The 21,645-nt window shown below is 62.8% G+C and carries 21 protein-coding genes; 14 read left to right on the forward strand and 7 right to left on the reverse strand.

The annotated features are described in order from the left end of the window. Positions 1-3: 3 nt before the first annotated feature. Complete coding sequence (emhA, locus tag IHQ43_RS06755) at positions 4-1,158, reverse strand: efflux RND transporter periplasmic adaptor subunit EmhA (RefSeq protein WP_192563805.1); 1,155 nt, start codon at positions 1,156-1,158, stop codon at positions 4-6. Between the two features lie 266 nt (positions 1,159-1,424). Between emhA and IHQ43_RS06760 the strand changes: the two genes are divergently transcribed. Then, complete coding sequence (locus IHQ43_RS06760) at positions 1,425-2,057, forward strand: TetR family transcriptional regulator (RefSeq protein WP_192563806.1); 633 nt, start codon at positions 1,425-1,427, stop codon at positions 2,055-2,057. Between the two features lie 246 nt (positions 2,058-2,303). Here the strand turns inward: IHQ43_RS06760 and IHQ43_RS06765 are convergent, their stop codons facing one another. Genes IHQ43_RS06765 through IHQ43_RS06775 form a run of 3 tightly spaced genes read right to left on the reverse strand, consistent with a single transcriptional unit; the run spans position 2,304 to position 4,885 of the window. After that, positions 2,304-3,353 carry an alkene reductase gene (locus IHQ43_RS06765; protein ID WP_192563807.1) on the reverse strand — a complete coding sequence of 350 codons (1,050 nt, stop codon included), beginning with the start codon at positions 3,351-3,353 and terminating at the stop codon, positions 2,304-2,306. Between the two features lie 32 nt (positions 3,354-3,385). Next, a complete protein-coding gene (locus IHQ43_RS06770) occupies positions 3,386-4,549 on the reverse strand; it encodes an MFS transporter (protein ID WP_192563808.1) in 1,164 nt (387 codons plus the stop codon). A 33-nt stretch (positions 4,550-4,582) separates the two neighbouring features. Then, a complete protein-coding gene (locus IHQ43_RS06775) occupies positions 4,583-4,885 on the reverse strand; it encodes an ArsR/SmtB family transcription factor (protein WP_007957866.1) in 303 nt (100 codons plus the stop codon). A 171-nt stretch (positions 4,886-5,056) separates the two neighbouring features. On the opposite strand from IHQ43_RS06775, the gene IHQ43_RS06780 reads away from it, so the two are divergent. Next, positions 5,057-5,635 carry an acyl carrier protein phosphodiesterase gene (locus tag IHQ43_RS06780; RefSeq protein WP_192563809.1) on the forward strand — a complete coding sequence of 193 codons (579 nt, stop codon included), beginning with the start codon at positions 5,057-5,059 and terminating at the stop codon, positions 5,633-5,635. A 125-nt stretch (positions 5,636-5,760) separates the two neighbouring features. Here IHQ43_RS06780 and IHQ43_RS06785 read toward each other — a convergent pair whose 3' ends face one another. Together IHQ43_RS06785 and olsB are read right to left on the reverse strand one after the other, a co-directional pair. After that, positions 5,761-6,552 (reverse strand): lysophospholipid acyltransferase family protein, encoded by a 792-nt coding sequence (locus IHQ43_RS06785; RefSeq protein ID WP_192563810.1) that lies wholly within the window; start codon positions 6,550-6,552, stop codon positions 5,761-5,763. Beyond that, positions 6,552-7,307: an L-ornithine N(alpha)-acyltransferase gene (olsB, locus tag IHQ43_RS06790; protein WP_007957877.1), complete on the reverse strand. Its 756-nt coding sequence runs from the start codon at positions 7,305-7,307 to the stop codon at positions 6,552-6,554. The genes IHQ43_RS06785 and olsB overlap by 1 nt, the downstream gene beginning before the upstream one ends. Positions 7,308-7,460: 153 nt before the next feature. Here olsB and IHQ43_RS06795 point away from each other — a divergent pair, with 153 nt between their 5' ends. From IHQ43_RS06795 to IHQ43_RS06835, 9 genes are all read left to right on the forward strand, one after another. After that, the gene (locus IHQ43_RS06795) at positions 7,461-8,339 is read left to right on the forward strand and encodes an acyl-CoA dehydrogenase middle domain-containing protein (RefSeq protein WP_192563811.1); all 879 of its coding nucleotides are present in this window, start codon (positions 7,461-7,463) and stop codon (positions 8,337-8,339) included. A 180-nt stretch (positions 8,340-8,519) separates the two neighbouring features. Further along, entirely contained in the window at positions 8,520-9,599 is a 1,080-nt protein-coding gene (locus tag IHQ43_RS06800; protein ID WP_192563812.1) for a serine hydrolase domain-containing protein, read from the forward strand. Then, complete coding sequence (locus IHQ43_RS06805; RefSeq protein WP_192563813.1) at positions 9,596-9,898, forward strand: amidase; 303 nt, start codon at positions 9,596-9,598, stop codon at positions 9,896-9,898. Before IHQ43_RS06800 ends, IHQ43_RS06805 begins: the two co-directional genes overlap by 4 nt. Before the next feature lie 308 nt (positions 9,899-10,206). Beyond that, positions 10,207-11,382 carry a M20 aminoacylase family protein gene (locus IHQ43_RS06810; RefSeq protein ID WP_192563814.1) on the forward strand — a complete coding sequence of 392 codons (1,176 nt, stop codon included), beginning with the start codon at positions 10,207-10,209 and terminating at the stop codon, positions 11,380-11,382. A gap of 79 nt (positions 11,383-11,461) precedes the next feature. Continuing rightward, complete coding sequence (locus tag IHQ43_RS06815; RefSeq protein ID WP_192563815.1) at positions 11,462-12,772, forward strand: citrate-proton symporter; 1,311 nt, start codon at positions 11,462-11,464, stop codon at positions 12,770-12,772. Next, positions 12,769-14,226: an amidase gene (locus IHQ43_RS06820; RefSeq protein ID WP_192563816.1), complete on the forward strand. Its 1,458-nt coding sequence runs from the start codon at positions 12,769-12,771 to the stop codon at positions 14,224-14,226. The genes IHQ43_RS06815 and IHQ43_RS06820 overlap by 4 nt, the downstream gene beginning before the upstream one ends. Positions 14,227-14,285: 59 nt before the next feature. Next, positions 14,286-15,056, forward strand: coding sequence for an IclR family transcriptional regulator (locus IHQ43_RS06825; RefSeq protein ID WP_085748215.1), 771 nt, complete (start codon positions 14,286-14,288; stop codon positions 15,054-15,056). Between the two features lie 81 nt (positions 15,057-15,137). After that, positions 15,138-15,728: a YceI family protein gene (locus IHQ43_RS06830; protein ID WP_192563817.1), complete on the forward strand. Its 591-nt coding sequence runs from the start codon at positions 15,138-15,140 to the stop codon at positions 15,726-15,728. A 1-nt stretch (position 15,729) separates the two neighbouring features. Further along, a complete protein-coding gene (locus IHQ43_RS06835) occupies positions 15,730-16,887 on the forward strand; it encodes a phospholipase D-like domain-containing protein (RefSeq protein ID WP_192563818.1) in 1,158 nt (385 codons plus the stop codon). Between the two features lie 125 nt (positions 16,888-17,012). On the opposite strand, the gene bglX is transcribed toward IHQ43_RS06835, so the two are convergent. Then, positions 17,013-19,304 (reverse strand): beta-glucosidase BglX, encoded by a 2,292-nt coding sequence (bglX, locus tag IHQ43_RS06840; protein ID WP_192563819.1) that lies wholly within the window; start codon positions 19,302-19,304, stop codon positions 17,013-17,015. A 260-nt stretch (positions 19,305-19,564) separates the two neighbouring features. Between bglX and IHQ43_RS06845 the strand changes: the two genes are divergently transcribed. From IHQ43_RS06845 to IHQ43_RS06855, 3 genes are read left to right on the forward strand one after another with little or no spacing between them, the layout of a single operon-like run. After that, the gene (locus IHQ43_RS06845; RefSeq protein ID WP_192563820.1) at positions 19,565-20,173 is read left to right on the forward strand and encodes a LemA family protein; all 609 of its coding nucleotides are present in this window, start codon (positions 19,565-19,567) and stop codon (positions 20,171-20,173) included. A 13-nt stretch (positions 20,174-20,186) separates the two neighbouring features. After that, a complete protein-coding gene (locus tag IHQ43_RS06850) occupies positions 20,187-20,939 on the forward strand; it encodes a TPM domain-containing protein (protein ID WP_192563821.1) in 753 nt (250 codons plus the stop codon). A gap of 28 nt (positions 20,940-20,967) precedes the next feature. Next, positions 20,968-21,585 carry a TPM domain-containing protein gene (locus IHQ43_RS06855; protein ID WP_085605448.1) on the forward strand — a complete coding sequence of 206 codons (618 nt, stop codon included), beginning with the start codon at positions 20,968-20,970 and terminating at the stop codon, positions 21,583-21,585. Positions 21,586-21,645 lie beyond the last annotated feature (60 nt).

Genomic DNA, 21,645 nt, shown 5'->3' on the forward strand with positions numbered 1-21,645 from the left:
GAGTTACTCCCCTTTGCCGCCGTAGGCTTTGTCAGCTGCCTTGGCGGGTGCCGGGTTCTTGGCTACGTTGGTCGCTTCGGTCGGGTTGACCTGGACACCTGGACGCACGAATTGCAGCCCTTCGGTGATCAGGCGATCGCCGGCTTTCAGGCCGTCTTCGATCAGCCACTGGCTGCCGACGGTACGGCTGGCCTTGAGCTGACGCAGTTCGACCTTGTTGTCCGCACCGACCACCAGCGCGGTCGGTGTACCCTTGAGGTCACGGGTCACGCCCTGTTGCGGCGCCAGAATGGCGGCGGCGTTGACACCGGCCTGCAGCTGGGCGCGAACGAACATGCCCGGCAACAGGGTGTGATCCGGGTTCGGGAATACGGCGCGCAGGGTCACGGAACCAGTGGTCGGGTCGACCGACACTTCGGAGAATTCCAGCTTACCGTCGAGCTTGTATTGGCTGCCGTCTTCCAGGGTCAGCTTGACCGCAGCGGCGTTGTCGCCGGCCTTCTGCAGGCGGCCACTTTCCAGTTCGCGACGCAGCTCCAGCAATTCGACCGAAGACTGAGTGACGTCGACGTAGATCGGGTCCAGTTGCTGGATGGTCGCCATCGCATCGGCCTGGCCGCTGCTGACCAGCGCGCCTTCGGTCACCGAAGAGCGGCCGATACGACCGGAGATCGGTGCGTAGACCTTGGTGTAGCGCACGTTGATCTGTGCGGTCTGCAACGACGCTTCCGATTGCAGGCGGTTGGCCACGGCGGTGTCGTATTCCTGACGGCTGACGGCCTGCTCGTCCACCAACTGCTTGTAGCGGTCGGAGATCGATTTGGTCGAACGCAGGCTGGCTTCGGCGCTTTTCAGGGTCGCTTCATAGACCGACGGATCGATCTGATACAGCTGCTGGCCGGCTTTGACATCGCCGCCTTCCTTGAACAGACGCTTGAGAATGATGCCGTTGACCTGCGGGCGAACTTCAGCGATGCGGAACGCACTGGTGCGGCCCGGCAGTTCGGAAGTCAGGGTAAAGGCTTGTGGTTGCAGGGTGACGACGCCGACCTGAGGAGGTGGTGCGGCGGGAGCCGCCTCTTCCTTTTTACATCCGCTGAGCAGCGATGCCAGGGCGACGGCAGTGACCAGAGCGGTAACAGCTGGCTTGAATTGCATGAAGATCCTCGGGTCAGGCGCGCGAAAAGCGCACAAGAAGTGTGGAAGGGTAAAAAAAGGTTACCGGGTGGATAAGTAGCTTGCTAAGGAATATACTTACGTTCATGGTTGTTTGTAAACACCTTGGCGTCGTATCCACCCTGTTACAAAAGTCGTCGCAAGGTCTGAAATTGTAGGCCGGGGAGCCGATCCGCGAGAGATCAACCCTTTTTTATTCAGCGGATATTCAGCCATCCCTGAAACATCCTGTTTGAGGTTTTACTGCCATGGTTCGTCGTACCAAAGAGGAAGCTCAGGAAACGCGCAGCCAGATTCTCGAAGCGGCCGAGAAAGCCTTCTATGAGCGGGGCGTGGCCCGCACGACCCTGTCGGATATCGCCACCCTGGCCGGGGTGACGCGCGGTGCCATCTACTGGCACTTCAGCAACAAGGCCGACCTGTTGCAAGCGATGCTCGATACCCTGCATGAGCCGCTGGACGAACTGGCCAAGGCCAGCGAAAGCGAGGATGAACCCGATCCGCTTGGCTGCATGCGCCAATTGCTGATTCATTTGTTTCATCAAGTTGCACTGGACCCGAAGACCCGGCGTATCAACGAAATTCTGTTTCATAAGTGCGAGTTCACCGATGAAATGTGCGATCTGCGCCAGCAGCGCCGGACCGCCAGCCTCGATTGCAATGTGCGGATCGCGCTGACATTGAGTAATGCGGTCAATCGCGGGCAGTTGCCGGCAGACCTCGACACTGCCCGGGCAGCCATCAGCATTCACGCCTATATCGATGGCCTCCTTTATGGATGGCTCCTGGCGCCGGACAGCTTCGAGCTGTACGCAGAGGCCGAGCGCTGGGTCGATACCGGGCTGGATATGCTGCGCTGGAGCCCCAGCCTGCGCAAATGAAACAAAATTCGTTATTGGATCAGTTTGTGTCAATGACGGAGGAGGGTGAAGATCCCTCACTCGCCCCGCTGCAATGGGATGCTTTTATATACCTCTGCGGCGCGGGTTGAAACGTAGCGAGCTACGTATTTTGTAGGGATTTTGTGTCGAGCCTGTGAACGAATGTGAGCGGCTCGCCCACCCGGCGCCCAATAAAAAGCCCCCGACTCTCGCGAGTCGGGGGCTTTTGTATTTCTGCTGTGTGGCTTACAGCGTCGGGTAGTCGAGGTAGCCGACCGCGCCTTTGCCGTAGAAGGTTTCCGGGTGCGGTTCGTTCAGCGGCGCATCGGCCTTCAAACGGGCCGGCAGGTCCGGGTTGGCAATGAACGGGATGCCGAATGCCACGGCGTCAGCCTTGCCCTCGGCCAGCCACGCGTTGGCGCTGTCCTTGGTGAAGCGCTCGTTGGCGATGTACGCGCCGCCGAAGGCTTCTTTCAGTTGTGGGCCGAGGCTGTCGGCGCCTTCTTTCTCGCGGGAGCAGATGAAGGCGATGCCACGCTTGCCCAGTTCACGGGCGACGTAGGTGAAGGTTTCGGCCAGGTTGTCGTCGCCCATGTCATGGGAGTCGGCGCGCGGTGCCAGGTGCACACCGATACGACCGGCGCCCCAGACTTCGATCGCAGCGTCGGTCACTTCCAGCAGCAGACGGGCACGGTTTTCCAGGGAGCCGCCGTAGATGTCGGTGCGCTGGTTGGTGCTGCTTTGCAGGAACTGGTCGAGCAGGTAGCCGTTGGCGCCGTGGATTTCCACGCCGTCGAAACCGGCAGCCTTGGCGTTTTCCGCACCGACGCGGTAAGCGTCGACGATGTCGGCGATTTCAGCGGTTTCCAGTGCACGTGGCGTCGGATAGTCGGCCAGTGGGCGAACCAGGCTGACGTGACCTTTTGGCTGGATGGCGCTCGGTGCCACCGGCGCTTCGCCGTTCAGGTACGACGGGTGGGAGACCCGGCCGACGTGCCACAGTTGCAGGACGATCTTGCCACCAGCGGCGTGAACGGCCTTGGTCACGTTGGTCCAGCCGCGCACCTGGTCGTTGGACCAGATGCCGGGGGTGTCCGGGTAGCCGACGCCCATCGGGGTCACCGAGGTGGCTTCGCTGAGGATCAGGCCGGCCGAGGCGCGTTGTACGTAGTACTCGGCCATCAGCGCGTTCGGTACGCGGCCTTCGTCGGCGCGGCAGCGGGTCAGCGGCGCCATGATGATGCGGTTGGACAGCTCGAGGTCGCCCAGTTTGATCGGATCGAAAATTGTTGCCATGAGATACAACCCTCGTGAGGTAAGTGAGTGAATCAGTTAGCGGTGGCCAGCTCGGGATTGCCGTTCTGGCGGAATGTGATCAGGGTCACCAGCAGTGCGAGGACTGCCAGCGCAGCGGCAGCAAGAGGCACGCTGGTCAGGCCGTAGCCGTGGGCAATGACGCTGCCGCCGACCCAGGCGCCGAGGGCGTTGCCGACGTTGAAGGCGCCGATGTTCAGGGTCGACACCAGATTCGGTGCGGCCTGGCCGTAGGTCACGACGTTCACTTGCAGGGCAGGCACGGCGGCGAAACACGCGGTGGCCCAGAGGAACAGGGTGATTTCGGTGGGGATCAGCGCGATGCTGGTCCAGGTCAGTACGGTAGAGGTCACGGCCATGGCGATGAACACGCCGATCAGGGTCGCGGCCAGGCCCTTGTCGGCCAGTTTTCCGCCGAGGATGTTGCCGACGGTCAGGCCCAGGCCGATGAGCATCAGGGTCCAGGTCACGCCACGAGGCGAGACGCCGGTGACATCGCCCAGCAACGGTGCGACGTAAGTGAACAGGGTGAACACCGAGGCGGCGAACAGTGCGGTCATGCTCAGCGACAGCCAGATACCGGCGCCTTTGAGTGCGGCCAGTTCGGCACGCATGTCGAGTTTTTCTTCGTCACGCTTGGCCGGCAGGAAGCGGATCAGGCCGATCAGCGCGATCACACCGATCACGGTCACTGCCCAGAAGGTCGAACGCCAGCCGGCTTCCTGACCGAGGGCGGTGCCCAGCGGTACGCCGAGTACGTTGGCCAGGGTCAGGCCGGTGAACATCAGGGCTACGGCCGAGGCGCGTTTGTTCGGCGCCACCAGGTTGGCCGCGACCACCGAACCGATGCCGAAGAACGCGCCGTGGCAGAGGGCGGTGACGACGCGAGCGAACATCAGCACGTTGTAGTCACTGGCGATGGCACAGAGCAGGTTGCCGATAATGAAGATGCCCATCAGCGTTACCAGTGCAGCCTTGCGCGGCAGTTTTGCAGTGGCCATTGCCATGAACGGTGCACCAATCGCCACGCCCAGGGCGTAGCCGGTCACCAGCCAGCCGGCGCCGGGAATCGACACACCGAGGTCGGCCGCCACATTGGGCAGCAGGCCCATGATGACGAACTCGGTGGTGCCGATGGCGAAGGCGCTCAAGGCGAGTATGAGTAGCGAGAGGGGCATCGTTGGGTCCTTTTGGCTGGCTGACGTTAAGGGTCAGAGCTCTTTGCTGAGGGTGCTGAGGAACGCCTGGATCACGTCCTCGTTGCGTTTGAAAAAGTGCCACTGGCCGGCTTTCTGGCTGCTGATCAGCCCGGCCCGTTGCAGGGTGGCCAGGTGGGCGGAGACGGTCGATTGCGACAGGCCGCAGCGTTGATCGATCTGCCCGGCGCAGATGCCGTACTCGTGGTTGTGGATCTGTTCCGGAAACTGGGCTTTCGGGTCTTTCAGCCAGTTGAGGATGTCTCGCCGTACTGGGTGTGCCAGGGCTTTTATTATTTCGTCGAGGTCAATGTTCATGGCTGGGTGCTCGTGATGTGTGTAGCGCTATATCGCGATGAGGCGAACTTTATATCGGTACTTCGCGATACACCAATATGAATTTGATCTGACGACCGTATAAATCGGTATATCGGGTTATAACGATATGTGAGGTGTAAACAAACGCGGGCGCGGTGCTAAGCTGCGCCCATGAACTATCTCGCACATTTACACCTCGGTGGCCAGCGCCCCGGTCAACTGCTCGGCAGTCTGTATGGCGATTTCGTCAAAGGGCGGCTGCAAGGCCAGTTTGATCCGGAGATCGAAGCGGCGATTGCCCTGCATCGGCAGATCGACGTGTTCACTGATCGCCATCCATTGGTGGACGCCTCACTGGCGCGGTTTTCCACGACTCGCCGCCGTTACGCGGGCATCGTTCTCGACGTGTTTTTCGACCATTGCCTGGCCCGGGACTGGACGCTGTACGCCGACCGACCGCTCAACCAATTCACCACCGACGTTTACCGCGTACTGTCCAGCGAGCGGCAATTGCCCGAGCGTCTGGCGAAGATCGCCCCGCACATGGTGGCCAATGACTGGTTGGGTTCGTATCAGGAATTCGAAGTGCTGGACCAGGTGCTGCGGGGGATTTCCCGGCGCCTGACCCGACCTGAGGAATTGGCCGGGGCGATGCAGGAGTTGCGGCGTCTGTATGAGCCGCTCAGTGATGACTTTCGTTTGTTCTACCCACAACTCCAAGAGTTCTCCCGACGCTCTCAGGCAAACTGAATCCCTGTGGGAGCTGGCTTGCCAGCGATGGCTTCGGCCCTTCCAGCATTGATGCTGACTGGTCTATCGCTATCGCGGGCAAGCCCGCTTCCACAGGGGCACCGGGTGATTTCAGAAATTGCGTATCAGGCAGCGATTGCCGGGCGCATCGGGGCTTGATGTTTGTCGGGAATTGCGCCGAACAATGCTTTCTGCACTGCTTGCTGCGATTCGAATGCCAGTGCCGCGCGTTCCCGGCCCTGGCAGGCAATCGGCTTGAGCAGATGAATCTCGACATCGCCGCAGTCGTTGCTGAACAGGCGCATCAGGTGCGACAGCAGATCATCGTCACCAATGAACGGCGCCAGCGAATCGATCTTGCCGTCGCGCAGATAACGGATCGCCACCGGTTGCAGCTTCACCTCGGAATCGATTGCCGCCGACAGCAGGCGACCGTGAAAGGTGCGCAGCGAACGGCCATCGGTGGTGGTGCCTTCCGGGAACATCAGCAGCGGATGATCGGTTTGCAGGTGACGGGTCATCTGTTTGCGGATCAACTGGCTGTCGCCCGAGCCGCGACGGATGAACAGGCTGCCGGCCTTCGCCGCCAGCCAGCCGGCCACCGGCCAGGTGCGCACTTCGGCCTTGGACAGAAACGACAGCGGCGTGAGCATGCCGAGCAGCGGAATGTCGGTCCACGACACATGGTTGCTGACCCACAGCATCGGCTGTTTCGGCAGCTCGCCATGTACGGTCACGCGAAAGGGCAGGGCATTGCTCAGACGCGCCATGAAAAACCGCGACCAGCGCTGCCGACGCTCCATCGAATGGGCCAGCCCCAGACGTTCGAAAACCCCGAAGACACTGGCCATGCTCAGGCCCAGTGTCACCACCAGCAGCACTCGCGCAATTCGCGCGTACACCCGCAGCCGGCTCATTACACAGCCGCCTTGAAGTGCTTGGCGTAGCGCGGGCAGAGCTCGTCGCGCTTGAGCAGGATGAACACGTCGGCGACCTGGAAGTCTTCGTCCCAGCACGGCTCGCCGCAGATCTTCGCGCCCAGACGCATGTAGGCCTTGAGCAGCGGTGGCATTTCGGCGATCACGTTTGATGGAATGTCGAGGCTCGGCAGTGGATTCTTCGGTTCGGCGCGCAGGTGTTCGGTGCACAGATAACGTTCGCGCAGACGCTGCATGATCGCGTGGGCCTGTACGCCGCCGTCCTGCATCGGGATGCTCGCGCAGCCCATCAGGTAGCTATAGCCGCCCTGATTGAGGACTTCGGCCAGTTCGCCCCAGAGCACGGCGATGGTGCCGCCGTTGCGGTAGGCCGGGTCGACGCAGGTGCGACCGATTTCCAGGATCGGGCCTTGCAGGCCGGCGAGGCCGTGCAGGCTGAATTCTTCTTCGCTGTAGAACTTGCCCAGGCTGCTGGCGGCGGTGTGATCGAGCAAACGGGTGGTCGCCACCAGGCGGCCGGTGTTCAGGTCACGCACGCCGATGTGGCTGCAGTGAACATCATAGTCATCCATGTCCAGACCCAGCTCCGCGCCGTTCAGCTTGGCGTTGAACTCGCCGCTGAACACGTTGAAGCGCAAGGCCTGGGCTTGCTGCAAGGCCTCGGCGCCGATCAGGCGTTCGGCTTGCAGGCGGCGTTCATTGCCGGTGTCGCTGATGCGGGCGATCTGAGTCATGTGAATCTCCGTACGGGCCTTGAACCCGTCATGGGTTGCAGCCGATCGACTTTCTTTATGCAGCCGTGTTGTGCAAAGTCAGGCTATGTAGCCCCGGTGTCATCGCCATGAATGTTTGGTGATGCTTATATGACAGCCCACGAGGAGCCTCTGATGACCTGGTCGACCCTGCTTGAATGCCGCGAACGCCTGCCCGCTGTTGCCGATCTGGCGGAGGGCTTCGCCACGTTGCTGCATCAACTGGGCAGCGTGACGCCGTTCGAACTGGCGGTGGCGGGAGGGCGGCGGATGGCGACGCCGGGGCTGGCGTTTCTGGTGGGTTATCAGGCGGCGCTGCGCATGCTCTGGCCGAGCGCGCCGCCGAGCCTCGGCGCGTTGTGTGCGACCGAGCAGCGCAGCCTGCGCCCGGCGGACATGCAGACCCGGCTCACGGATCTGCGCCTCACCGGACAAAAGGATTTCGTCACCGCCGGCGATGCGGCGGACTGGCTGCTGATCGCCGCGCGCAGTGAACAACCCGGCGAATCACCGCGCCTGAGTCTGGCGGTGGTGTATCCCGGCGAGACCGGCGTGCGGGTGGAAAAACTCCCGGCGCTGCCGTTGATGCCGGACATCAGCCATGGCCGGCTGCATCTCGACGATGCGTTGTGTGAATTGCTCGCCGGGGACGGTTGGGATGCTTACGTCAAACCGTTCCGCACCCTTGAAGATGTCTATGTGCTCAGCGCAATGACGGCGTGGCTGTACGGCGTCAGTCAGGACAGCGGCTGGCCGCAGCCGCTGCAATTGCGCTTGCTGGCGCTGTTGGCCGGTTGCGCGGAAGTCAGTCGCCAGCCGCCGAACAATCCGGCCGGGCATGTGTTGCTCGGCGGATTGTTTGCGCAGTTCGACGGGCTTAAAGCCGAAGTTGATCAGGCGCTGCGCGACAGCAATCCTGAGTGGGCGGCGATGTGGCAGCGCGATCAATCGGTCATGCAACTGGCCGCAGGTGCGCGGGCCAAGCGTCTGGCCAAGGCCTTAGCGGTGAATTGACCGGCCCCATCGCGGGCAAGCCCGCTCCCACAGGGTTAGAGGATTGCCACAAGTTGTCAACATGCCACGGATCCTGTGGGAGCTGGCTTGCCAGCGATGGCGGTCTATTGGGCAGCCGAAATCTCAAATTTGTCATCAATCCTGACTACCCTCAGCAGGTTCATCCCCAGAGCCCTCACCATGTTCAAAGGCCTGTCCCTGTTTCTGCTGCTGATCAGCTTCACGGTTCAGGCCGAACAATGGCCGGGCGAGCAATGGCCGACCGGCCCGAAAATTACCGCTCCCGCCGTCGAAGCTTTGGAGACCTACGCCTTCCCGACCCGCGATGACAGCACCCGCAAAGGCATTCGCACCGACGCCTTGCTGGTGATCCGCGACGGCCAGGTCATCTACGAACGCTACGCCGCCGCGACCACCGCCGACACTCCGCACCTGACCTGGTCGATCAGCAAAAGCCTGATGGCCACGGTGTTCGGCGTGGCGTACGGCGAAGGCTTGTTCAAGCTCGATGACCCGGCCGCGCAATATTACCCGGCGCTGGAAAAACACCCGGCCATCACGATCAAGGATCTGCTGCACTGGGCGTCGGGCATCGACTGGCAGGAAGACTACGAATACGCCCCGTTGAAATCCTCGGTGGTGGCGATGCTCTACACCCGTGGTCACCGCGACATGGCCGCCTTCACCGCCGACCACGACAGTTACGCGCCAGCAGGCCAGGCGTTCCGCTACTCCAGCGGCGACAGCAATCTGTTGTCCGCGGCACTGAAAACCATCGTCGGCCCGCAACGTTATCCGGACTATCCGTGGACAGCGCTTTTCGATCCCCTGGGCATCCGCCATGCCACGTGGGAAACCGACGCCACGGGCACCTTCGTCGCCTCCTCCTACGCTTATATGACCGCCCGGGACCTGGCGCGAATCGGTCTGTTGATGGAACGGGACGGACGCTGGAACGACCGGCAGTTGCTGCCCAAAGATTGGGTCGCCTTCAATCGCCAACCCTTCGCCGGCTACAAGGCTAATCAGGACGAAGCCGTGCCCGGTGCCCAGTGGTGGCTCAATCGCCCGGCAGATGGCGCGCCTTCGCCGTGGCCCGACGCACCGCCCGACACCTTCGCCGCCCTCGGCCACTGGGGCCAGGCGCTGTACGTAATCCCGAGCGAAAAACTGGTGATCGTCCGCTACGCCGATGACCGCGACGGCAGCTATCGCCACAACGAATTGCTCAAGCGCGTGCTGGGGGCGTTGCGGCCATGAAACTGTTCAGACGAATCCTGCTGGTGCTGTTGGTCGTGCTGCTGGGCTGGGGCTGGCACGAACGCGAAAACCTGTGGGCCTTCCCGGACATCATCAGCGCCTACACCGCCAAGGAATATTGTTCGTGCCGCTATGTGATGAACAACGACGCCGAGTATTGCAGGGGCTACGTGAAGCAGTGGTTGCCCAGCGAACTGACCGATGACCGCACGCAAAAAATCGTCACCGCCAGCGGCCTGGGGCGCAGCAACAGCGCCCGGTGGCAAGGCGAACGCCAGGGCTGTCGCCTCAATCCATGATTCAGACCCGTTTTGCAAACCACTGAAAAACTCTGTGGGAGCGGGCTTGCCCGCGATGGCGGTGTATCAGGCGCCGAAAATGTCACTTCTGCCGGCGCAGTCGCTGGCAAGCCAGCTCCCACAGGATGGGTGTTGATCTCAAGAACTTCGCCTGACCCTAAAGCTTGCGGTTCCACCCTGTGGAACCACATTCGATTGTCCTCTCGCGTGTCTCGCGGTTATCTGGCGGTGAGCACGACCTGCCGTTCACGTGTCGTGAAACAACACCGAACAACAAGACCGGGAACACCCGCGCGAGGAGAACCGTCATGCCCCGACATCAGCACATTCTGGCCTGGCTCAACGATGTGGCCGCCGACCTGCACGCCACCCGCCAGGACATTCACGCTCACCCTGAACTCGGTTTCGAGGAAAGCCGCACCTCGGCGCTGGTCGCCAGGTCACTCGAAGCGTGGGGCTATGAAGTCCACACCGGCGTCGGCAAGACCGGCGTGGTCGGCGTACTGCGCAACGGCAGCAGCACACGCAGACTCGGGCTGCGCGCCGACATGGATGCACTGCCGATCATCGAGAACACCGGCGTCGCCTACAGCAGCCGCCATCAGGGCTGCATGCACGCCTGCGGTCATGACGGGCACACCGCGATGCTGCTCGGTGCGGCGCGTTATCTGGCCGCGACCCGCCAGTTCGACGGCACGCTGACGCTGATTTTCCAGCCCGCCGAAGAGGGGCAGGGCGGGGCTGAAGCGATGCTTGCCGACGGCCTGCTCGAACGCTTCCCGTGCGATGCGCTGTTCGGCATGCACAACATGCCGGGCCTGCCGGCGGGGCATCTTGGGTTTCGCGAAGGGCCGATGATGGCCTCGCAGGATCTGCTCACGGTGACCATCGAAGGCGTCGGCGGCCACGGCTCGATGCCGCATCTGGCGGTGGATCCGCTGGTCGCTGCTGCCAGTGTGGTGATGGCTTTGCAAACCGTGGTCGCGCGCAACATCGATGCGCAGCAGGCGGCGGTGGTGACGGTCGGCGCGTTGCAGGCCGGCGAGGCGGCCAACGTGATTCCGCAACAGGCGATCCTGCGCCTGAGCCTGCGTGCGCTGAATGCCGAGGTTCGCGAACAGACCCTGAACCGCGTGCGCTCGATCATCGAAGCCCAGGCCGAAAGCTTCGGCTGCACCTCAACCATCGAACACCGCCCGGCCTACCCGGTACTGGTCAACCACGCCGCCGAAACCGAGTTCGCCCGTCAGGTCGGCGTCGAACTGGTCGGTGCCGACGCCGTGGATGGCAACACACCGAAACTGATGGGCAGCGAAGACTTCGCCTGGATGCTCCAGCGCTGCCCCGGCGCCTACCTGTTCATCGGCAACGGCGTGACGCGGCCGATGGTGCATAACCCGGCCTACGACTTCAACGACGACATTCTGCTGACCGGCGCGGCGTATTGGGGCGCGCTCACCGAGAGCTGGCTCAAGCCGGCCTGATTTCTTCACTTTTTGCTGCCGCTGGAACGCAGGTGCGCACGCGCCTGCGTGGTCTACCAACAGCTTCTGGAGAATCCCCATGCAGACTTCCAACGCAGGCGTTTCGCGCACCCGGCAAGTGGTCGCCGCTGTCATCGGCAACGCCCTGGAATGGTACGACTTCATCGTTTACGGCTTTCTGGCGAGCATCATCGCCCGGCAATTTTTCCCGTCCGACGACGACTACGCCTCGCTGCTGATGGCGCTGGCGACCTTCGGCGTCGGCTTTTTCATGCGCCCGGTGGGCGGCATCCTGCTCGGCATCTACTCCGACCGCAAAGGTCGTAAAGCCGCGATGCAGATGATCATCCGCCTGATGACCGTGTCCATCGCCCTGATCGCGTTCGCGCCGAACTACGCCGCCATCGGCATGGGCGCGCCGCTGCTGATTGTGGTGGCGCGGATGCTTCAGGGCTTTGCCACGGGCGGTGAATATGCGAGCGCCACGGCGTTTCTGGTGGAGAGCGCGCCGGCCCATCGCAAGGGTTTGTACGGTTCGTGGCAACTGGTCGGGCAATGCCTGGCGGTGTTCAGCGGCGCAGCGATGGTAGCGCTGGTCACGCACCTGTTTTCTCCCGAAGCGCTGGACAGTTGGGGCTGGCGGATTCCGTTCGTGCTCGGCCTGTTGATCGGCCCGGTGGGGTTGTGGATCCGCAAGCACATGGAAGAGCCGGAGGAATTTCTCGAAGCGCGCAAGAAAGCCAAAGGCGCCGCGCCGGGCCTGTGGCAGGTACTGCGTGAACATCGCCGCAGTCTGCTGGTGTCGATGGGCCTGGCCTGCGGGGCGACAGTGTCGTTCTACGTGGTGCTGGTGAACATGCCGACCTTCGCCCACAAGAACCTTGGCCTGCCGCTGGATCAGGTGTTGCTGGTGCAGATGCTTGCGGTGGGGCTGATGACCGTGGTGATTCCGTTCTCCGGCGCACTGTCGGATCGCCTCGGCCGGCGGCCGGTGCTGATGGCCTTCACCCTGGCGTTTTTCGTCATGGTCTATCCGCTGTATGTGTGGGTCGCGGCGGCGCCGTCGATCGAGCGCCTGCTGGTGATGCAACTGCTGCTGTGCACGGCGATTGGCGGGTTCTTCGGCCCGGCCCCGACGGCTCTGGCTGAGCAGTTCCCGATAGAAGTGCGCTCCACCGGCGTGTCGGTGGCCTACAACGTGGCGGTGATGGTGTTCGGTGGTTTTGCGCCGCTGATCGTCACCTGGCTGAGTAAAGTTCTGAACACCCCGGTGGCGCCGTCGTTCTATGTCTTGTTCGCTTGCCTGCTGACCCTGCTCGGTACTTACTGTTTGCAGGAGGCACCACGCGCAAAGAAATCCGTTGCGCTCAACCTGGGAGTGAAACCGTGAGTCCGTTAGCCATTGATCCGATTGTCACCCTCGATGCCGATGCGCTGTCCCGGGCGATCCACGCTCGCAAGGTTTCGTGCCGCGAGGTGATGCAGGCGTACCTGACGCACATCGATCGCTTCAATCCGGCGGTCAACGCGCTGGTCTCGCTGCGCCCTCAGGACGTGCTGTTGCGCGAGGCCGATGAGTGTGACCGGCAACTGGATCGCGGCGAGTCCCGGGGCTGGATGCACGGCATGCCCCAGGCGATCAAGGACCTGGCGGCCACTGCCGGGTTGCGTACGACCCTCGGCTCGCCGCTGTTCGCCGAGCAAGTGCCGCCGCACGATGCGATCAGCGTGGCGCGGGTGCGCGACTGCGGCGCGATCATCATCGGCAAGAGCAACGTCCCGGAATTCGGCCTCGGCTCGCAGACCTACAACAGCGTGTTCGGCACCACCACCAACGCCTACGATCCGAGCCTGATTGCCGGCGGCAGCAGTGGCGGGGCGGCGGTTGCACTGGCCCTGCGCCTGCTGCCGGTGGCCGACGGCAGCGACATGATGGGCTCGCTGCGCAACCCGGCGGCGTTCAACAACGTGTTCGGCTTTCGCCCGTCCCAGGGCCGCGTGCCTCACGGGCCGATGCCGGAAGTGTTCGTCCAGCAACTGGCCACCGAAGGGCCGATGGGCCGCACGGTCACCGACGTCGCGCGATTGCTCTCGACCCAGGCCGGTTACGATCCGCGCGTGCCGCTGTCGCTGGCTGATGAGCCACGGGATTTCGGGCTGGATCTGCAACAGGATTGCAGCGGTCTGCGCCTCGGCTGGCTCGGCGATTACAACGGCTATCTGCCGATGGACGACGGCGTGTTGAGCCTGTGCGAATCGGCGCTGGCGGATTTCAGTGCGCTGGGCTGTCAGGTCGAGGCCTGTCAGCCGGACTTTTCCATGGAACGCCTGTGGCAGACCTGGCTCACGCACCGGCATTTCCTCATTCAGGGCAGCCTCGGCGCGGCGTATGCCGACCCGGAGAAACGGGCGCTGCTCAAACCTGAAGCACAGTGGGAAATCGAGGGCGGTCTGCGTCTGACCGCTGCCGAGGTCTATCAGGCATCGGTGGCGCGCAGCGAGTGGTATCGCGCGTTGAGCGAGTTGTTCGAGCGTTACGATTTCCTGCTGTTGCCCACCGCCCAGGTGTTCCCTTTTGATGCACAGCAACCGTGGCCGCGAGTCGTCGGCGGGCAGACCATGGACACCTATCACCGCTGGATGGAAGTGGTGATCGGCCCGACCCTGGCGGGGCTGCCGAGCATCAGCGTGCCGGTGGGTTTCAACCCGGCCGGGTTGCCGATGGGCCTGCAAATCATCGGCCCGGCCCAGGCGGATCGGGCGGTGCTGCAACTGGCCTATGCCCATGAACAACTGACCCGCTGGGTCGAACGGCGACCGCCGGCATGTCTGCAATCGGCCTGAACGGCCCGCATCTTGCTGCACGAAGTGATCTTTCATCCGCATCCATGGAGGTCGAACACATGGGCAGCAAGGCAGACACCGGCAGCGTGCGCTCGGTCGAACGGGCGCTGGCCATCGTTGAATTGCTCGGCGAGCATCAGGCGTTGGGGCTGGAAGAATTGCACTACCTGACGACCCTGCCCAAGGCCACGGTGTCGCGGATGCTCGCGACCTTGCAGGAGCAGGGCTGGATCTATCGCGGCCTCAGCGACCGCCGCTACCGGTTGTGCGCCAAACGGCTGTTCGGTGATCGTCAGCAACGCTTCAAGCGTCATCTGGTAGAAAGCGCCGCGCCGATGCTGCTGGAACTCAGCGAGCGCACCGGGTTGGTAGCGGATCTGTCGTGCTTCGACGGCGAACGGGTCGAAGTGATGGAAAGCGCGATCCCGCAGGTGTTGCGCAAACGCTATCCGAACAACTGTCAGATCGTCGGCCATCACGCCAGCCTGTTTCATTCGGCGATGGGCCGCGCGTGCCTCGGCGAACTCGACAGCCAGGACGTAAAGCGTCTGGCCGAGCGCGAACAGTTGGCCGATGACGGTGTATTGCAGGCCACCGAGCAAGCCTTGCATCAGGGCTTCGGCCAGCGCACCGAAGGCTATTGGGAATACCCGGTGCGCCTGCCGTTCCTGATCCGGGCGGTGGCGTTGCCGATTCGTGCGCAAGGGCGGCTGGTCGGTAGCATGGCGCTGCACTGGCCGATGGATCAGGCGCCGGTGGAGCGGGTGCTGAGCCTGCACCTCAACAGCCTCGCGTCGACCATCGGCGAGGTGCAGCAGGCACTGGCCTGAGCGTTTGCAGAGACTGACAGTTTGCAATAACGCCACGGCCAGTTAAGGTTCGTGCAGGTTTATCGGCCCCACGAGTCTTCAATGTTCAACCGTTCTCTGTGCAACGCCTTCGCCGGCCTGCTGCTGGGCGCCGCTGCGCTGCCGGCCCAGGCCAACTGGTATCTGGACGGCGAGTCGTCGCGGCTGTCGTTCGTCAGCACGAAAAACGCCAACGTGTCCGAAGTGCAGCGCTTTCTGGTGCTGCACGGCAAGGTCGATCCCGATGGCCGCGCCGAGGTCGAAGTGGAGCTGGACTCGATCAACAGCGGCATCCCGCTGCGTGACGAGCGCATGCGCAAGGAGCTGTTCCAGATCGAGCGATTCCCCGAGGCGACCATCACTACCCAGATCGACCTGCGCCCGATCAACGATCTGGCCCCCGGCGCGCAGCTTGAATTGCGCCTGCCGCTGACCGTCAACCTGCACGGCAAACAACACGAATACCCCGCCGAACTGCTCGCCACGCGTCTGGACGACCGGCGCTTTCAAGTGGTGACGCTGGAGCCGCTGGTGATCAGCGCCGAGGATTTCGATCTGCTGCCGGGCCTGGAAAGCCTGCGCAACATGGCTGGCCTGTCGGCCATCAGTCTGTCGGTGCCGGTGGGTGCGGTACTGATCTTCACGGCGCGCTGACATGCGCGGCGCGGTGTTTCCGTGGCGTGATGGCAACCGCTTCGAGTTGTTGATCGACGGCCCGCAATTCTTCCCGCGCATGCTCGACGAGATCGCCCGCGCCCGTGAGCAGATCGAACTGGAGCTGTATCTGGTGGAGGCCGGCGCCTGTGCCGAAACCATCGTGCAGGCGCTGGTGCTGGCGGCGGAGCGGGGCGTGCGGGTGCGTTGCCTGTTCGATGATTACGGCAGCCTCGCCTTCACCCTCACGTTGCGCCGGCGGCTGACCGGGGCCGGGGTCGAGCTGCGTTTTTACAACCGGCTGAACTGGCGGCGCTGGGTCGGCAATTTCTATCGCGATCATCGCAAGCTGTTGCTGGTCGACCAGCGTCTGGCAGTGGTCGGCGGCACCGGGGTCACCGACGAATTCTGGACGCCGGGCCACGACACCAGCGAATGGCACGAGGTCATGGTGGAAATCACCGGCCCGCTGGTGCTCGACTGGCAATTGCTGTTCGATCGCCAATGGATCGCCAACCGCCATCGCCGGGCCTGGCGGCCCAACGCGCATTTCGGCCTGCCACGGCTGCCGCGCGTGCCGGACACGGGCGAGGGCATGGGCCGCGTGGCCTACGCCGACGCCCGGCAGCATCGGGACATTCTGCAATCGCTGTTTCGCGCACTGAACAGCGGCCAGCAGCGGATCTGGCTGGCCACGCCGTACTTCCTGCCGACCTGGAAAATCCGCCGCTCCCTGCGCAAGGCCGCCGCCCGCGGTCTCGACGTGCGCCTGCTGCTGACCGGGCCGCGCACCGATCACCCGTCGGTGCGTTATGCCGGCCACCGCTACTACCCGCGCCTGCTCAAGGCCGGGGTGAAAATCTACGAGTACCAGCCGTGCTTCCTTCACCTGAAAATGGTGCTGGTGGACGATTGGGTCAGCATCGGTTCGTGCAATTTCGATCACTGGAATCTGCGCTTCAATCTTGAAGCGAATCTGGAAGCGCTGGACCCGTCATTGACGGCAGCGGTGGCGGCGAGCTTCGAGAAGGACTTTGGCCTGAGTCAGCAGGTGAGTCTGGAGGAATGGCAGCGCCGACCGTTGTGGCGGCGGGTGAAGCAGAGGGTGTGGGGCTGGGTGGATCGGGTGGTGGTCAACTTGCTGGATAGACGCGGCTAGTCGCAGGTGATCGTTCCCACGCTCTGCGTGGGAATGCCTCAATGGACGCTCTGCGTCCGCTTTGGGACGCGGAGCGTCCCGGGCTGCGTTCCCACGCAGAGCGTGGGAACGATCAGGGCGCGGGATTACAGCAATTCAAAGCTCTGCTGCGTCACGTCCTGGGAGTCCAGGCCGATCTGCACGTTGAACTTGCCAGGCTCGGCCGCGTACTTGAGCTGGGCGTTGTAGAACTTCAGGTCATCTTCGGTGATGGTGAAGTGCACGACTTTCTGCTCGCCCGCCTTGAGCATGATTTTCTGGAAGTTCTTCAGTTCCTTGACCGGACGGATCATCGAGCCGGTGACGTCCTGGATGTACAGCTGCACCACGGTTTCGCCGTCGCGCTTGCCGGTGTTCTTGACCATGACGCTGGCGTCGAGCTTGCCGGTGGCATTCAGGGTGGTCGAGGACAGCGCCATGTCGCTCAGGCTGAAGCTGGTGTAGCTGAGGCCGTAACCGAACGGGAACAGGGGACCTGTGGTGTCATCGAAATACTGCGAGGTGTAGTTGCCCGGTTTGCCCGGCGTGAATGGCCGGCCAATGCTCAGGTGGTTGTAGTAGGTCGGGATCTGGCCCACGGAGCGCGGGAAGGTCACCGGCAGTTTGCCCGACGGGTTGTAGTCGCCGAACAGCACGTCGGCGATGGCGTTGCCGCCCTCGGTGCCGCTGAACCAGGTTTCCAGAATCGCGTCGGCCTGCTCTTTCTCTTCGAGGATCGTCAGCGGACGGCCGTTCATCAGCACCAGTACCAACGGCTTGCCGGTGGCTTTCAGGGCACGGATCAGTTCACGCTGGTTTTCCGGGATGTTCAGGTCGGTGCGGCTCGACGATTCGTGGGACATGCCTCGGGATTCACCCACCGCTGCAACCACAATGTCGGCGTCCTTGGCGGCTTTCACCGCTTCATCGATCAACACGTTGGCCGGGCGCGGATCATCGACCACTTCCGGCGCATCGAAGTTGAGGAAGTTCAGGTAGTCGAGGATCTTCTTGTCGCTGGTGATGTTGGCGCCACGGGCGTAGATCAGGTTCGCCTTGTCGCCGATCACATTGCTCATGCCGTCGAACAGGGTCACCGATTGCGCCGGACGACCGGCAGCAGCCCAACTGCCCATCATGTCGATCGGGGCCTTGGCCAGCGGGCCGACCAGCGCGACTTTGGCGGTTTTCTTCAGCGGCAGGGTTTCGTTCTGGTTCTTCAGCAGCACCAGGCTGCGACGCGCCACTTCACGGGCGTCGGCACGGTGCAGACGGCTGTCGGCGTAGGTGTCGGCCGGATCGTCTTCAGCCTTGCCGATGCGCAGGTACGGGTCCTTGAACAGGCCCATGTCGTACTTGGCCGCGAGGACTTCACGCACCGCGTTGTCGATGTCTTTCTGTTCGATCTCGCCGGACTTGAGCAGCCCCGGCAGCTCTTTGCCGTACAGGGTGTCGTTCATGCTCATGTCGATGCCGGCCTTGATCGCCAGCTTCGCCGCTTCACGACCGTCGCGGGCCACGCCGTGCTTGATCAGTTCGAAGATCGCGCCGTGGTCGCTGACTGCCAGGCCCTTGAAGCCCCAGTCCTTGCGCAGCAGGTCGTTCATCAGCCAGGTGTTGGCGGTGGCCGGAATGCCGTTGATCGAGTTCAACGCCACCATCACGCCGCCGGCGCCGGCATCAATCGCCGCGCGGTACGGTGGCAGGTAGTCCTGGTACATCTTCACCGGGCTCATGTCGACGGTGTTGTAGTCGCGACCGCCTTCGACCGCGCCGTACAGGGCGAAGTGCTTGACGCTGGCCATGATGCTGTCGGCCGCGCTCGGGGTCTCGCCCTGATAGGCCTTGACCATGACTTTGGCGATGCGCGAGGTCAGGTAGGTGTCTTCACCGAAACCTTCGGAGCTGCGGCCCCAGCGCGGGTCGCGGGAGATGTCGACCATCGGCGCGAAGGTGATGTCGAGGCTGTCGGCGGCGGCTTCCCTGGCGGCAACGCGCCCGGACTGGCCGATGGCGTCCATGTCCCAGCTCGATGCCAGGGCCAGCGGAATCGGGAAAATCGTACGGTGACCGTGGATCACGTCGTACGCAAAAAACATCGGGATCTTAAGACGGCTGCGCATGGCAGCGTCCTGCATCGGACGGTTTTCCGGGCGGGTGATCGAGTTGAAGGTGCCGCCGATGTTGCCGGCGGCGATCTCTTTGCGGATCAACTCGCGGGGCATTTCCGGGCCGATGCTGATCAGGCGCAACTGGCCGATCTTCTCGTCGAGGGTCATTTGCTTCATCAGATTGCTGATGAACGCGTCCTTGTTTTCCAGGGGTACCGGGGTCGTGGCGGCCAGTACTTGATGACTGGCCAGGCTGACGAACAGGCCCAGCAAACACAGCTTCTTCATGAATAGTTTTCTCAAGGGCCTAAACGGCGTTGCAATGCCGGCCAGCCAAAATTTAGGGAGCGACTATTGTTGTTCGGGTGCTGATTCAGAAAACGACAGCCGAATGTACGTCGAAAGTTTCGGCGACGTGATCGCGCAGGGCCTCTTTTTAGCCCATCGGCCCGCTGCAATCCAGTGGCGCGGGCGATTATGCCCCAACCGCCGGCTGAGAATGTTTCGCGATTCATTATTCATGAAATGTGCAAGGGAGCACCCGTCCGATGAATGTCAGTCCTGTCTACCGCTCGCGTTTGCAGGTCGCCACCTTGCTGGTGCTGGCCACGTTGTTGACCGCCTGCGGCATCAACAACATCCCGACCCTCGACGAGCAGGCCAAGGCCGCTTGGGGCCAGGTGCAGAACCAGTACCAGCGCCGCGCCGACCTGATCCCCAATCTGGTGGAAACCGTGAAGGGTTACGCCAGGCACGAGGAAGAAACCCTGACCGCCGTGATCGAGGCCCGGGCCAAGGCGACGTCGATCCAGGTCGATGCCAGCACCCTCGACAACCCGGAAAAACTCAAACAGTTCCAACAGGCCCAGGATCAACTGACCGGCGCCTTGAGCCGGTTGATGGTGGTGTCCGAACGTTATCCGGACCTGAAGGCCAACCAGAACTTCCTCGCCCTGCAATCGCAACTTGAAGGCACCGAAAACCGCATCGCCGTGGCCCGCCGGGATTTCATCCTGGCGGTGCAGAAATACAACACCGAGATCCGCACCTTTCCCGGTCGCCTGTGGCACAGCGTGATGTACAGCGACTTGCCGATCCGCGAGACCTTCGAAGCCACCAGCCCCGGCGCGGACAAGGCCCCGGAAGTGAAGTTCTGAGCCGGGGATGCCCATGCGTGTGTTGAAGATGGGCCTGGTGCTGATGCTGTGGCTGTTCGCCGTCAGCGCCCGGGCCGAGTTGACCTTCCCGGCGCTGACCGGGCGGGTGGTGGACGACGCGCAAATGATCGAACCGTCGGTGCGCGCGCAACTGAGCCAGCAGTTGCAGGCTCACGAGCAGGCAACCGGCGAGCAGTTGGTGGTGGTGACGTTGCCGAATCTGCAAGGCTCGACCATCGAGGACTACGGCGTCGAACTGGGCCGGCACTGGGGCATCGGCCAGAAGGACAAGAACAACGGCGCCCTGTTGATCGTCGCCCGGGACGAGCGCAAATTGCGCATCGAGGTCGGCTACGGGCTGGAGGATCGCCTGACCGATGCCCAGAGTTCGGTGATCATCCATCAGGTCATCACGCCGTCGTTCAAGGCCGGTAATTTCAGCAAGGGCATCAGCGACGGTGTGGCAGCGATGCTGGTGGTGCTGGGCGGCAATCCGCTGGATGAACCGTCCACCGTGTATGAATCGGCCGGCGATCCCGCGGATGATTTCGTCTCGCGGTACCCGGCGTTGTTCGTATTTCTGGTGATGTTGTTCATCCTGACTGTTTTTGTTTGCCAGATGCTCGGTATCCTTCCCGCCGGCCGGGGTGGCTCCGGAGGAGGGGGCGGCTTTGGTGGCGGAGGTTTTGGCGGCGGCGGTGGAGGCGGGGGCTTCAGCGGCGGCGGTGGCAGTTTCGGCGGGGGCGGGTCCTCCGGCGGCTGGTGATAACAATAATGAGCAGGCACTTCACGACATGGCATTACTGACTGAACACGAACAACGCAAGGTCGCCGAGGCCATCGCCCGGGTCGAACGCGACACCGACGCCGAACTGGTGACGGTGCTCGCGGCCCGTGCCGACGACTATGCGTACATCCCGCTGCTGTGGGCCAGCCTGCTGGCGCTGGTGGTGCCGGGGATCGTGCATTACCTGACCGGTTGGCTGACGATGCACAGCCTGCTGCTGGTGCAGTGGGTCAGTTTTGTCGTGCTGTGCCTGGTGTTTCGTCTGCCCAAGGTCACCACTCATCTGATCCCGCGCCACGTCCGCCACTGGCGCGCCTCGAACCTGGCGCGGCGGCAGTTTCTCGAACAGAACCTGCACCACACGGTGGGCAGCACCGGCATGCTGATTTTTGTCTGCGAGGCGGAGCGGTATGTGGAAATCCTGGTGGATGAAGGGATTTCCAAGAAGCTGGATAACAAGAGTTGGGATTCGATTGTTGCGGCGTTTACCGAGCAGGTAAGGCAGGGGCAGACGTTGCAGGGCTTCGTCACGTGTATCGAGGCGTGCGGCGAGTTGCTCAAGGTGCATGTGCCGGTGACGCAGGTGCGCAATGAGTTGCCCAATCGCCTGGTGGTGCTGGGATAAGCCGTTCGGGAAATTAGCCGTGCCCTCGGACGCCATCCCCCCTAAACTAGCGGCCATTCC

Origin of the sequence: Pseudomonas gozinkensis (assembly GCF_014863585.1) — a bacterium.
Classification (GTDB): domain Bacteria; phylum Pseudomonadota; class Gammaproteobacteria; order Pseudomonadales; family Pseudomonadaceae; genus Aquipseudomonas; species Aquipseudomonas gozinkensis.